Origin of the sequence: Streptomyces sp. NPDC051219 (assembly GCF_040682335.1) — a bacterium.
Taxonomy (GTDB): domain Bacteria; phylum Actinomycetota; class Actinomycetes; order Streptomycetales; family Streptomycetaceae; genus Streptomyces.
Window position 1 is genome coordinate 58,621 of record NZ_JBFBAS010000008.1, and the last position, 13,458, is coordinate 72,078.

At 71.0% G+C, this 13,458-nt stretch carries 10 protein-coding genes; 4 read left to right on the forward strand and 6 right to left on the reverse strand.

What is annotated here, in order from left to right; translation table 11 throughout:
* Positions 1-37 precede the first annotated feature (37 nt).
* From AB0M62_RS12210 to AB0M62_RS12220, 3 genes are all read left to right on the forward strand, one after another.
* Positions 38-442, forward strand: coding sequence for a (deoxy)nucleoside triphosphate pyrophosphohydrolase (locus AB0M62_RS12210; RefSeq protein WP_366074070.1), 405 nt, complete (start codon positions 38-40; stop codon positions 440-442).
* 138 nt (positions 443-580) lie between these two features.
* Positions 581-997 (forward strand): ATP-binding protein, encoded by a 417-nt coding sequence (locus tag AB0M62_RS12215; RefSeq protein WP_366074071.1) that lies wholly within the window; start codon positions 581-583, stop codon positions 995-997.
* 204 nt (positions 998-1,201) lie between these two features.
* Positions 1,202-3,754 (forward strand): SpoIIE family protein phosphatase, encoded by a 2,553-nt coding sequence (locus AB0M62_RS12220; protein WP_366074228.1) that lies wholly within the window; start codon positions 1,202-1,204, stop codon positions 3,752-3,754.
* Positions 3,755-3,797: 43 nt separating this feature from the next.
* Here AB0M62_RS12220 and AB0M62_RS12225 read toward each other — a convergent pair whose 3' ends face one another.
* The 6 genes from AB0M62_RS12225 to AB0M62_RS12250 all read right to left on the reverse strand — a co-directional run bounded on the left by AB0M62_RS12225 (position 3,798) and on the right by AB0M62_RS12250 (position 10,706).
* Entirely contained in the window at positions 3,798-4,520 is a 723-nt protein-coding gene (locus AB0M62_RS12225; RefSeq protein ID WP_366074073.1) for a PspA/IM30 family protein, read from the reverse strand.
* A gap of 75 nt (positions 4,521-4,595) precedes the next feature.
* Positions 4,596-6,656: a TPM domain-containing protein gene (locus AB0M62_RS12230; protein ID WP_366074229.1), complete on the reverse strand. Its 2,061-nt coding sequence runs from the start codon at positions 6,654-6,656 to the stop codon at positions 4,596-4,598.
* Between the two features lie 178 nt (positions 6,657-6,834).
* The gene (locus AB0M62_RS12235; RefSeq protein ID WP_366074074.1) at positions 6,835-7,620 is read right to left on the reverse strand and encodes a succinate dehydrogenase/fumarate reductase iron-sulfur subunit; all 786 of its coding nucleotides are present in this window, start codon (positions 7,618-7,620) and stop codon (positions 6,835-6,837) included.
* Positions 7,617-9,554 (reverse strand): fumarate reductase/succinate dehydrogenase flavoprotein subunit, encoded by a 1,938-nt coding sequence (locus tag AB0M62_RS12240; protein ID WP_366074075.1) that lies wholly within the window; start codon positions 9,552-9,554, stop codon positions 7,617-7,619. The genes AB0M62_RS12235 and AB0M62_RS12240 overlap by 4 nt, the downstream gene beginning before the upstream one ends.
* A 14-nt stretch (positions 9,555-9,568) precedes the next feature.
* On the reverse strand, positions 9,569-10,396 hold the full coding sequence (locus tag AB0M62_RS12245; protein ID WP_366074076.1) for a hypothetical protein: 828 nt from the start codon (positions 10,394-10,396) through the stop codon (positions 9,569-9,571).
* Positions 10,397-10,454: 58 nt separating this feature from the next.
* Positions 10,455-10,706 (reverse strand): hypothetical protein, encoded by a 252-nt coding sequence (locus AB0M62_RS12250; protein ID WP_366074077.1) that lies wholly within the window; start codon positions 10,704-10,706, stop codon positions 10,455-10,457.
* Positions 10,707-11,073: 367 nt separating this feature from the next.
* On the opposite strand from AB0M62_RS12250, the gene AB0M62_RS12255 reads away from it, so the two are divergent.
* Positions 11,074-13,332: an ABC transporter family substrate-binding protein gene (locus AB0M62_RS12255; protein ID WP_366074078.1), complete on the forward strand. Its 2,259-nt coding sequence runs from the start codon at positions 11,074-11,076 to the stop codon at positions 13,330-13,332.
* The last annotated feature ends 126 nt before the right edge of the window (positions 13,333-13,458 follow it).

Below are 13,458 nucleotides of genomic sequence, written 5' to 3' on the forward strand. Positions count from 1 at the left end.
TCACATCGCCGCGCAGGGATTCACATAGGCTCCGCCCATGACTGAACGCGTCGTCGTGGGCGGAGCCCTCTGCCATCAGGGACGCCTGCTCGCCGCCCGGCGCAGCGCCCCGCCCGAGCTGGCCGGCCGCTGGGAACTGCCCGGCGGGAAGGCCGAGCCCGGCGAGAGTCCGCAACAGGCACTCGTACGTGAGCTGCGCGAAGAGCTGGGTGTCGAGACGGAGGCGCTGGAGCGCATTCCCGGCGAGTGGCCGCTGAAGCCCGGATACGTCCTGCACGTCTGGACCGCCCGGCTGGTCTCCGGTGAGCCGCGCCCACTCGAGGACCATGACGAGCTGCGCTGGCTCGGCCCCGATCAGGTGGGTGAGGTCGACTGGCTGGATCAGGACCGGCCCGCGGTGGCCGAAGCGGTACGCAGACTGCGCGCGGGCGCGCGCGCCTGACGGTGTACGCCGCTCGTGCCACAGTGCGCCCTCGCGGGCGGTAGAGCGCCCGAAATGCAGGGTATGGGGCTATTGATTCGCCTATGTACCCCTGATAGTCGGACGTCAGTCCGCTCCTGGTCCGGGAAGTGATCGGTTTTGATCCACACCGACGGCGAGTTCGCCGAGTGGACCTTCCCTGCCGAGCCCGACGCGGTCCGAACCGCCCGCCATGCCGTGCGCGCAACCCTGCGCGCCTGGGGTCTGGATGGGGTCTGCGATGTGACGGTGCTGCTGGTCAGTGAGCTCGTGACCAATTCCTTGCGGTACGCGTCGGGCCCGATCGGAGTCCGGCTGGCCCGGCTGGATCCGGCCGACGACGCCCCGTCCGTACGTGCGGCCCTGCGTGTGGAGGTCTCCGATCCGCTGCCGGATCCGCCGCTGGAGCGCGAGGCCGGGGCTGAAGACGAGGGGGGCCGGGGCCTGCATCTGGTGGCCGTCTCGGCCCAGCGCTGGGGAACCCGCCACGACCTGTCGGGGAAAACCGTGTGGTTCGAGCTGGCCCTGCCCGGTTAAGAGAGTGGAGGGACGAAAACGATCGCTGATCACCGGCTCAAAATGAACGAGACCGTGCTGTGATCGTGAACGCCGTGCCGCCAAAGGCCGTAGTGCTGAATACTGCGGTCAAGGCCGGTCCGGGTGCGGTGAGCTGGAGGGGACGGTCGCGTGAGCGAAATACCTGCGAAGGTGGATACGCCCGAGGAGCCGACGGGCGACGCGATGTGGCAGAGCAGTCCGCCCGGCTCGATCTACGACTACATAAGAGTCGCCTCCTTCTCGATCGGGCCCGACGGCCTGATCGACCAGTGGAGTCTTCGGGCCGAGGAACTGTTCGGGCTGGTCGCGCGGGATGCCGTGGGCAAGGATCCGGTCGAGGCGTTCATGCCGGCCGACGCGCGGGACCGCGGACACCGCAAGGTCGCCGAGATCCTCGACGGCAAGGAGTGGACCGGCCTGGTTCCCTTCCGGATGCCGGGCCAGGCCGGTGCCCGCGGGCTCGCCGAGATCTATGTGATGCCGACCGAGACCGAGGGCGGCGAACGGGCCGCCCTCTGCATCGTGGTCGACGTACGTGCCCTGCGGCGGATCGAAACCGATCTGGCCGCGTCAGAGGCGATTTTCGGCCAATCCCCCTTTGGATTCCTGCTGTTCGGTACGGATCTGACGGTACAGCGCGCCAACAGGCGGTTCGCCACCGTCTTCGGCGGCGCGGCGGACGACCACCGGGGCAAGACCGTGCACGACTACCTGACCCGTAGTGAGGCGGACCGGATGACCGCGGCGCTCCAACGGGTCCTCGAGACCGGCGAGGCCGTCACGGACATGCAGCTCGTCGGTGCCGCTCCGGGCAGTCAGGAACGCAGGCACTGGTCGATCAACCTCTACCGGGTGCACAGCGGCGCGGGCCGCCCCGTCGGGGTCGCCGGCCTCGGCACCGACGTCACCCGCCGCCACCTCGCCGCCCGTGAGGCGGCCAACGCCCGGCGCAATCTCGCCCTGCTGAACGAGGCCGGCGCCCGGATAGGCAACTCACTGGACCTGGAGACCACCGCCCGGGAGCTCCTCGACGTCACCGTCCCCGGTTTCTGCGACCTTGCTTCCGTCGACCTCTTTCAGGGGCTGCTCGCCGGTGACGAGGCTCCGCCCGGCCGCGGCGGGGCGGCCCATGCCGGAGGGTACGGAGGAGGCAGCGCGGAACTGCGCCGGGTCGCCTTCGCCAGCGCCGTCTCCGACGCCCCGCTGGCCGCTCCCTGGTGCGTCCCGGAAGGCGGCGTTCCCGGTCCGATCGCGGTGGGCGCCGTCCACCGCTATCCGTTCAACTCGCCGTGCGCGGGGGCGCTGCGGACCGCACGCCCCCGGCTGATCGAAGACCCGGCGTCCGACGACCTCATCCAGTGCACACTCGCCGTGCCGATGGTCGCTCACGACACCGTCGTCGGGCTCGCCCAGTTCTCCCGTACCAAGGGCAGCGAGCCCTTCGGGGAGCGGGACCGGGCCCTCGCCGTCGAGCTGGCGGCCCGCGCCGCGGTCTGTATCGACAACGCACGCCTCTACCGGAGAGAGCACGAGCGCGCGCTGATCCTCCAGCGCAGCCTGCTGCCGCCCGGTGACCCCGAGGCCGCCGGGCTCGACATCGCCTGCCGCTATCTGCCGGGCAACACCGCCACCGAGGTCGGCGGGGACTGGTTCGACGTCATCGAGCTGCCCGGCCACCGCACCGCCCTGGTCGTCGGCGACGTCATGGGCCGCGGACTCCGGGCCGCCGTCGCGATGGGCGAACTGCGGACCGCCGTAAGGACATTGGCGCTGCTGGACCTCGAGCCGGCCGAGGTGCTGTCCGCGCTGGACGAGATCGCCCGCGGCCTCGGAGCCCCCGCCGGCGGCCGTCAGGCCCCGCGTGCCGCCCTCCAGTCCCGGGACGCCGACCTCTCCGAGGTCTACCTGGCCACCTGCGTGTACGCCGTGTACGACCCGGTCACCCGCCGCTGCACCTTCGCCAACGCGGGCCATCTGCCGCCCGTTCTCGTCGAACCCGGGGAGCCCGGCGAACCCAGCCGCCCCGCGCTGCTCCTCGAAGTACCGCCCGGAATGCCGCTGGGTGTCGGCGGGGAGCCGTTCGAGGAGGTCGAGGTGGAGCTGCCGGAGGGCGCGCTTCTCGCCCTGTACACGGACGGGCTGGTCGAGTCCCGCGACCATCCGCTCGACGAGGGCCTGCGGAGCCTGCGGGGCGCCCTCGCCGATCCCGTACGACCGCTCGAGGACGTCTGCGACCATGTGCTGAACACCCTGGACACCCGGCACGGCGAGGACGACATCGCCCTGCTGATGGCGAGGGTCCAGGGTCTGCGGCCCGACGCGGTGGGCGACTGGAAGCTGCCGCGCGAGCCGCGCTCGGTGAGCCGCGCCCGCGAACTGGCCCGCGACCAACTGGTCGCGTGGAATCTCGAAGCCCTGGTCGACACGACGGAACTGCTGGTGAGCGAGCTCGTCACCAATGCGCTGCGGTACGGGGAGGGCGAGATCCGGCTCCGGCTGCTGCGCGACCGTACGCTCGTCTGCGAGGTGTGGGACTCGGGCCTGGTCCAGCCGCGCCGGCGGCGGGCGCGCGACACCGACGAGGGCGGGCGCGGGCTCCAGCTCGTCGGACTGCTCAGCGCGTCGTGGGGCAGCCGCCGGACGCCGCGCGGCAAGACCGTCTGGTTCGAACTCCCGCTGCCCGACGGGGCGCCGGCCGCCGAACTCTCCGTCGAGCAGCTGCTGAGCATGTACTAGGCCCTGTCCGTACCCGGATCAGCAGGCCTTGCCCGTACGCGGATCAGGCCGCCCTCCCTCCTGCCTTGAGGGCGGCCAGCCGCGCGTCCACCTCCGCGCTGTCCGAGAGGCTGTCCAGGCTCTCGAACTGAGCGTCCAACGATGAGGCGGCCATTTCCTGCTTGCCCATCGCCTTCGCCTCCTCGCGCCTCACCTTGTCCTCGAAACGGCTCAACTCGCTGGTCGGATCAAGGATGTCGATGTTCTTGACCGCGTCCATCATGGTGTTCTGGGCCTGCGCAGACCTGGCACGTGCCACCAGCTCGTCGCGCTTCGCCTGAAGTTCGGTGAGCTTGTTCCTCATCTGGTCCAGGCCGTTCTTGAGCTTGTCCACCACCTCGGTCTGGGCTGCGATCGTCGGCTCGGCCGTCTTCGCCTCGTTCTCCGACTGAAGCTGGCGGCCGAGCGCCACCTTGGCCAGGTTGTCGAACTTGTCGGCCTCGGCGGCCGAGCCCCCCGACCGCAGCTCGTCGGCCTTCCTGCTGGCGGCCAGCGCCTTTCCGCCCCACTCCCCGGCCGCGTCCACGTCCTCCTGGTGGTCCTGCTCCAGGAGCCGCAGATTGCCGATGGTGGTGGCAACCGCCTCTTCCGCGTCCGCAATGTTGTTGCTGTAGTCGCGGATCAGCTGGTCGAGCAACTTCTGGGGGTCCTCGGCCTGGTCCAGCAGTGCGTTGACATTGGCCTTCGCCAGTTGGGTCACGCGGCCGAGGATCGTCTGCTTGGTCATTGCGGGCCTCCTTGTACTTGCGCGCCTGTACGCCGTCGGGAAGTTGTCGGGTCGACGTGGAGTTGTCGGGAGAGCTCAGAACCGGCCGCCGCCGCCCATCCGGCCGCGTGTGCCGCCACCCCCGAACGAACCCGGTCCGCCACCGAAGCCGCCCCCGCCGGAACCGCCGTCGCCGAAGCCCCCGCCGAAGCCGCCGCGGCCGCCGCCCAGGATCTCGCCGAGGATGATTCCGCCGAGCACCGCGCCGCCCATACCCCCGCCACCGCGCCCGCCGCCCATACCTCCTCCGCCGTACGGATTGCTGTACCCGCGCACGTCCTGCTCGGCCAGCGACTGCGCCTGCCGGGCCAGCGCGTCGGCCTGCTGGGCCTCGGCCAGGGCGGCCGTGGCGTCGGAGTCCGCCAGCGCCTGCGACCGCTCCAGGTGCCGCTGTGCCTCCGTGAGCCGGGTACGGGCCTGGCTGCCGACCGCTCCCCGGCTGGTGGTGATGTAGTCCGAGGCCGCACCGATGGCGCTGCGCGCGGTCAGCAGCGCCCGGTCCAGCAGCGCCCGCGCGCGCCGGCTGTTCACTTCCCGCTCGCGGGCGCCCGCGAGCGCTTCGTCCAGCACGGCGTCGGCCTCCTCCACCCGGCGCAGCGCGTCGATCGGGTCGTACCGGCCGCTCTCCTGCTCCTGCCGTACGTCTCCGACGACGGCCTCGGCGCGACCGATCCGCCCCTGCAGGTCGGCGGTGGACACCCCGGCCGGTGTCCCCTTGAGCAGCCCCCGTGCGTCGGCGAGGTCGGTCTCGGTCTCGTCCAGCGCGCCGTGCAGCTTGCCCGCGGCCTCCGCCAGCTCCTGCGCGCGGCGGTCGATCGCGTCCACCAGGGCGGCGGCTTGGCCGACAGCGCCCTCGGCGGCCCGCACGAACACGGCACCCTTCGCGTTGTCGCCGCTGTCGACAGCCTGCCGGGCCCCGTCGAGGCTGGTGGTGGCGAACTCGAGGCGGTCCCTGGCCTGATCGGCGTTCCCGGCGACAGGGGCGGACGCCGAGTCGGCGTACCGCTGCCGCATCGCGGTGAGGGTGGCGTCTGCGGTGCCGGTACGTCCGGTCAGCTCGCGGAACGCATCCTCTGCCGTGGCCAGTGCCTGCGGGGCGTTCTGCTCCAGGGCACGCAGCCGGTCGAAGTCGGCCGACTGGGCGTCGAGGCACCGGTTCGCCTCGGTACACCGCGCGACGATCTCCTCCAGCATCCTGCGGCGGGTCGCGTCGTCCTCAGGGTAGGCGTCATCGAGCTGCTGGCGGAGCCGGAAGGCCGATGTCAGCTCGTCCTTGGCGGTCCGGACCGCCTCGGTGAACGGCCGGGCCGCCTCGTCGCCGAACTGGGCGGCGGCAAAGCCGAGTTCCTCGGTACTGGTGCGGATCGCGTCATCGGTACCGACGAGCAGCCGCCTGGCCTCGGCGTCCAGTTCGGGCAGCGGGGTCTGCGGCGGCTCCTGCGGTCCGCCCCAGCCGGGGTGCCCCTGGGGTGTGGTCCGCGTGGCAGTCCGCCGCTTCCTGCGCGAGTACGCGTACGCCGCCAGCGCGCCTGCCGCGCCCACCGCCACGACGGGCAGCACGAGGTCTCCTGCGCCACTCTCCCCGCCGGTGCCCGAGCCCCCGGGGTCGGCGGGGCCCGGGGTGATCGCCGGCGTGGGGACGGGCCGGCCGGCCAGCACCGCGGCGTACCCGTCTGCGGCGCCGATCGCGGCGCCCGCCCAGTCGTTCTGCCTGAGAGCGGGCTCGACGGCGGTGCGGGCGACGTCCCGCATCTGCTCCTCGGTGAACCCTGAGTCCAGGGCGGCGGAGTAGGCGTACTGCCGGTCGTGCGTCGCGATGGCCAGCAGCAGATCGTCCTGCCCCAGCCCGCTGCGTTCGGCGGTCGCGTCGGCCCAGCTCTGCGCGGACCGGCCGGAGAAGTCACGCACGTACGCGACGAAGAGCTGGACCCGCGCAACGTCGTACAGCCGGTCGAGTGACGTGGCCACGGCGTTCCGGCGGTCCCCCAGCGCCCCCACCCGGTCGGTGATCTGCCCCTCCCGGGAGAGCAGGATCGGGTCGTCGGCCCGGGCGGCCGCCCCGCCGGCCACGGCCCACCCCACCGCGAGCACCAGCACGGCGACGACGGCGAGGACAGCCCGGACGGCAAGAGGGAGCCTGGCGGGGCTCACGAGCGGCAGCGTCACATTTGGCAGGGTATGAGGGGCTGCCGGACCTCGCGACCGGACCACGGGCGGGGATCACGACGCGTACGGAAGGGCCGTCCGATCCGTTCGGCGGCCCGGCCCGTACTGCTCAGTCCCCCCGGCGGCGGATCTTGTCTCCCAGCCATACCAGCGGGGCGTACTTCCGGTCCACCGCGCGCTCCTTAAGCGGGATCAGCGCATTGTCGGTGATCTTGATCTGCTCCGGACAGACCTCCGTACAGCACTTGGTGATGTTGCAGTAGCCGAGCCCGTGCTCGTCCTGCGCGGTCTTCCTGCGGTCCAGCCCCGCGCCCGCCGCCGCGTCCAGCGGGTGCATGTCGAGCTCCGCGACCCGCATCAGGAAGCGAGGACCCGCGAACGCCTGCTTGTTCTCCTCGTGATCCCGCACCACATGGCAGGTGTCCTGGCACAGGAAGCACTCGATGCACTTGCGGAACTCCTGGGAGCGTTCCACATCCACCTGCTGCATCCGGTACTCGCCCGCCTTCACACCCGGCGGCGGTACGAAGGAGGGGATCTCCCGGGCCTTCGCGTAGTTGTAGGACACGTCCGTCACCAGGTCGCGGACCACCGGGAAGGCGCGCAGCGGGGTGACCGTGATCGTCTCGTCGCGCGAAAAGACCGACATCCGGGTCATGCACATCAGCCGGGGCCGGCCGTTGATCTCCGCGCTGCAGGAACCGCACTTGCCCGCCTTGCAGTTCCAGCGGACCGCGAGGTCGGACGCCTGGGTGGCCTGGAGGCGGTGGATGATGTCGAGGACGACCTCGCCGTCGTTCACCTCGACCGAGAAGTCCGACAGGCCGCCGCCGTCCTGGTCACCCCGCCAGACCCGGAAGTTTGCCGTGTAGCTGCTGGATGCGGTCGAGGTCACTCGAACAGCTCCTCTTCGGCGAGGTACTTGACCAGCTCCTCCTTCTCGAAGAGGGCGAGCAGGTCGGGACGGATGGGCTCGGTCCTGGTGCTGGCGAGTTCGATCCGGCCCTGAACCGGATCGGTGGCCGCCTGCCCGCCCGAGGGGTCGGTCAGCCGGCAGAGCAGATTGACCCGGCGCCATGCCCGCTCCATGTCCGGGCAGTCCTCGCGGGTGTGCCCGCCACGGCTCTCCGTGCGCTCGAGCGCCGACAGCGCGATGCACTCGCTCACCAGCAGCATGTTCCGCAGGTCGAGGGCCAGGTGCCAGCCCGGGTTGAACTGCCGGTGCCCCTCGACCCCGGCCCGCCGGGCCCGCACCCGCAGGTCGCCGAGCTTCTCCAGGGCGTGTTCCATCTCGGGGGCCCGCCGGATGATCCCGACCAGGTCGTTCATCGTCTGCTGGAGTTCCTGGTGGAGGGTGTACGGATTCTCCGGCGGCCGGCCGTTCTCGCCCGGCTCCGTTCCCTCCGCGCTGAACGGGCGCAGCGCCTCGGCCGCCGCCGCGTCGATCTGGCTCTCGTCGAGGCCAGGACGGGAGGTGAGCCCCGCGGCATGGCGGGCGGCGTGCAGTCCGGCCCGGCGTCCGAAGACCAGCAGGTCGGAGAGGGAGTTCCCGCCGAGCCGGTTGGAACCGTGCATCCCGCCCGCGACCTCGCCCGCCGCGAAGAGGCCGGGGACGCCGACGGTGGCGGCGGTGTCGGACTCGACGGCGATGCCGCCCATCACGTAGTGGCAGGTCGGGCCGACCTCCATGGCCTCGGCGGTGATGTCGACATCCGCCAGCTCCTTGAACTGGTGGTACATGGAAGGCAGCCGGCGCCTGATGACCTCGGCCGGCATTCGCGTCGACACATCCAGGAAGACGCCGCCGTGCGGGGATCCGCGGCCCGCCTTGACCTCGGCGTTGATGGCACGGGCGACCTCATCACGGGGGAGCAGCTCGGGGGGACGCCGGTTGTGGTCCGGGTCCTCGTACCAGCGGTCGCCCTCCTCCTCCGACTCCGCGTACTTCTCCTTGAAGACGTCGGGGATGTAGTCGAACATGAACCGCTTGCCCTCGCTGTTGCGCAGGACGCCGCCGTCACCGCGCACCGACTCGGTGACCAGGATGCCCTTCACCGAGGGCGGCCAGACCATGCCGGTCGGGTGGAACTGGACGAATTCCATGTTCAGCAGGGGCGCGCCCGCGAGCAGCGCCAGCGCGTGGCCGTCGCCCGTGTACTCCCAGGAGTTCGACGTCACCTTGAAGGACTTGCCGATGCCGCCGGTCGCCAGAACGACGCTCGGCGCCTCCAGCACGAAGAACCGGCCGGACTCCCGCACGTAGCAGAAGGCGCCCGAGACGCTCTCGCCTTCCTTGAGAACCCGCGTGACCGTGCACTCCTGGAAGACCTTCAGCCGGGCCTCGTAGTCCCCGAACTCGCGGAAGTCCTCCTGCTGAAGCGAGACGATCTTCTGCTGGAGGGTGCGGATCAGCTCCAGACCCGTCCGGTCGCCGACATGGGCGAGCCGCGGGTACTCGTGTCCGCCGAAGTTGCGCTGGGAGATCTTCCCGTCGGCCGTACGGTCGAACAGCGCTCCCCAGGTCTCCAGCTCCCAGACCCGGTCCGGCGCCTCCTGCGCGTGCAGCTCGGCCATCCGCCACTGATTGAGGAACTTGCCGCCGCGCATGGTGTCGCGGAAGTGCACCTGCCAGTTGTCGCCCTCGTTGACATTGCCCATCGAGGCCGCGATACCGCCTTCGGCCATCACTGTGTGTGCCTTGCCGAAGAGGGACTTGCAGATCACCGCGGTACGGGCGCCCTGTTCCCGTGCCTCGATCGCGGCCCGCAGTCCCGCGCCGCCGGCGCCGACCACGACGACGTCCCACGGCTGCCGTTCGAGCTGCGTCATCCAGCCCCTCCCATTCAGAAGAACCTCGGATCGTCGAAGGCGCCGGAGGCGACCAGGTACACGTAGAAGTCCGCTGCGGCGACGCTGATCAGCGAGGCCCAGGCGAGCTGCATGTGGCGCTCGTTGAGCCTGCCGACCCAGCCCCACAGCCGGTATCGCACGGGGTGCTTGGAGAAGTGCCTGAGCCGGCCGCCGACGATGTGCCGGCAGGAGTGGCAGGAGAACGTGTAGGCCCAGATGAGCACGATGTTGATCAGGAAGACCAGGGTTCCCAGGCCCATGTGTCCCCACGCGTACTGCTCGTCGCGGAAGGCCAGCACGGTGTCGTACGTGAGGATGCCGGCGACCGGGACGGCCGCGTAGAAGAAGTAGCGGTGGATGTTCTGCAGGATCAGCGGAAAACGGGTCTCACCGGTGTACTTCTTGTGCGGCTCGGCCACCGCGCAGGCCGGGGGCGATGCCCAGAAGCCCCGGTAGTAGGCCTTGCGGTAGTAGTAGCAGGTGAGCCGGAAACCGAGCGGGAAGATCAAAATCAGCAGCGCGGGGGACAGGCCCCACCAGCTGCCGAAGATCTCCCAGTTGGGGCCGCCCTTCATGGGCACGCAGTTCTCCGCCAGACACGGCGAGTAGAACGGGGAGACGTACGGGGCCGCGTAGTAGTCGGCGTTCGCGAATGCCCGCCAGGTCGAGTACACGACGAAGGCGAGAAGCCCGGCCGCGGTCAGGGCCGGCGACAGCCACCAGCGGTCGGTCCGCAGATGGCGGACGGGGATGGCGGCGCGCGAGGCGTCCTGCACGCCGCCGCCCGTATTCACTGGGGTTCGTTCGGTGCCTGTGGCCAACGAGGACTCCGTCGTGGAGTGGGGGTCGTGGAGTGGGGCGGGGTCGCGGCTCCGGCCCCTAGGGCGCGTGGCGGTCGTGCAGGCCGAGACCCTCGTCGTCCGAGTCCGTCCACAGCGCGCTGTTGTACGGGGTGTCCGGGATGCGGACCAGATCGGGGCGCCCGGGGCTGCCCGGCTGCTGGGGCGGCGCGGCGGGCGGGGACGGCCGGCCGTGGCGCAGCTGCTCCACGGTCTGCTCCAGCTCTCCGACGCGGTTGACCAGGTCGTCGAGGCGGCGCTGAACTGCCGTCAGATCGTCCTGCTGGGACATGTCGTGTCCTCACTTCCGCAGGGGGCGGTGGCATGCGGTCCGGGGGCGGCCCCGGGACGTTCCGTATGCGCCTGCGAGTGTCGCGCGTCACATCCCTCCTTGTGAAGGGACGTGCAGGGATTCCTGGAGCGTGCACGTGGAGTGCGCCCCCACTCTGTTCGTCACTTTCCCTTATTTTGTCCCTTTCGGCTGCGCGATGCCTGTTCCACCGTTGGGCCGCACGGGTGGGCTTTGCCCCCTCGCCCGCCGTGTCGCCGATGAGTGTCGGGGGGCGCCCCTTTCATTGGGGGGCGAACGCGTCAGTGTGATCAGCTCCATATACCGCCAAACGTGATCAAGCCCGGCATCCGCCCCGGAGGTACCAGCCATGTTCCACATCGGCGTCCCGCGCCGGACGGCTTCGAGAAGGCACCGTTCCGTAGCGTTCCTCACCACGGGCGTACTCGCGCTGCCGCTGCTGGCCGGCTGCACCTCGAGTGACGACGAGGCGGGCGCGGTGGCCGCCGTCCAGGACATCGGCGCGGCGAGCCGGGAGCGGGTTGCGGACGGCGGCGCCCTGCGCTGGGCCGTCGACGGGATGCCGGAGACCCTCAACACCTTCCAGGCCGACGCGGACGCCACCACCGCGCGCATCGCCGGTGCCGTACTGCCGGCTCTGTTCACCCTTGACGCGCGCGGCCGGGCGGAGCGCAACCCCGACTACCTCGAGTCCGCGAAGGTCGTCGAACGCGAGCCCAAGCAGGTGGTTCTGTACAAGCTCAATCAGCAGGCGGTGTGGAGCGACGGCCGGGAGATCGGCGCACCCGACTTCGTGGCCCAGTGGCGGGCGCTGAGCGGAAAGAATTCCGCGTTCTGGACCGCCCGTAACGCGGGCTACGAGCGCATCGAGAAGATTGAGCGCGGCAAGAACGACCTCGAGGTCAAGGTCACCTTCGCCAAGCCGTACGCCGACTGGCAGTCTCTCTTCACCCCGCTCTATCCGAAGGACGTCACCGGCACCCCGACCGCCTTCAACGAGGGAGCCCGCACCCAGCTCAAGGCCACAGCGGGTCCCTTTGTCCTCCAGAGCGTCGACAAGAAGGCGGGCACGGTCACCCTGGGCCGCAGCTCCCGCTGGTGGGGCCGGCCGGCGAAGCTCGACACCCTGGTCTTCACTGCGGTGCCGAGGGCCGAGCGGCCCGCCGCACTGGCCGCCGGCAAACTCGACCTCGCCGAGGTCGACAAGGACGGGGCCGACCGGATCTGGCGGGCCGCCCGGCAGAAGCCCGGCGGAGCGGGCCCGACGGCGTCGGCCAACGCCCAGGACGCGGCGGCGCCCCCCGCCTCGGCGCTCATGGCCGCGCTGCGCGGCTTCGTGGTCCGCAAGTCGCTCGAACCGGCCTACACCCAGCTCGCGCTCAACGGCAGCTCGGGTCCGCTCGCCGACGAGCGGGTACGCCGCGCGGTGGCCCGGGCGCTGGACCGGCAGGAGCTCGCCGAGGTCGTACTGAAGCCGCTCGGCCTGCCCGCGAAGCCGCTCGGCAGCCATCTCGCGCTGGCCGGTCAACGCGCGTACGCCGACAACAGCGGAGCCCTCGGCGACCAGGACACCGAGGCCGCACAGGCGCTGCTGGCCGACGCCGGGTGGCGGCGGGGCGGTCCGGTGCGGGAGGAGGCGGGGAACCGCGAGGCCGGCAGTTCGTCGGACGAGGACGGCGGCGCCGGGCGGGAGGCGGGCGGCAAAGCCGCCGAGAAGAAGGCCGCCGAGAGCAAAGCGGCCGAGGACAAGGCGGCCGAGAACAAGGCAGTCGAGGAGTCCGCGCAGTCCGCGGGGAACGACCCGGCGAGGAAGCCGGCCGCCGGGTCCGCCGACGACGGTACGTACATCGTCGGCCAGGAGGACGACTCCAAGCCAGGCGGCATCACCCGCGGCACCGACTCCACCAGGGTGCTCGCGCCGGCTCCGCCGGCAGCCGTTCGCGAGGCCCCGGACGGACCGGGGGCCGAGGTGAAGCACCCCGTCGCCGGTGCGTACGCGCCGAAGGGCACCGCGGCGCCACCGGCCCCCGCCGGACCGGCGGCGGGCGTGATGGCCAAGGACGGCAAGGCGCTGAGCCTGCGGTTCGTGCTCCCCTCCGGATCCGGCTCGGAGGCCCTGCGCGCCGTCGGGGCGAAGATCACGCGGATGCTTGACGCCATCGGCATCCGTACGGAGATCATCAAGGTCGCGGACGAGAGCTTCTTCAAGGACCACATCGCCTCGGGCGAGTTCGACCTCGCGCTGTACTCCTGGCCGGCCACCGCCTTCCCGGCCACCGACGCCCGGCCGATCTTCGCCAAGCCCGAGCCCGCAGCCGACGGATCGTTGCTGGTGGAGCAGAACTACACCAGGGTCGGTACGGACCACATCGACCAGCTCTTCGACCAGGCGCTGGCCGAGCTTGACGAGGAGGAGGCCGGTGAGCTGGTGCGGAGGGCCGATGCGCGCATCTGGGCGGCGGCCGGATCCATCCCGCTCTACCAGCGGCCGGAGCTGGTGGCCGCCAAGCCGGCCGTGGCGAACGCGGGCGCCTTCGGACTCGGATCCCCGCGATACGAGGACATCGGCTTCAAAAAGGCCGGAAAGGCCGGCAGCCCGAAGAGATAGCGGCCGCAAGCTCAGAACCTGCTCAAGTCCCTTGCCCGCCGACGACGCCGGCGGGCAAGGTCGTGCATACCCATTGACCTGTGGCTTTGCACGACTCACCCCTCCCCGCGGCTCTTCGTCGATCTT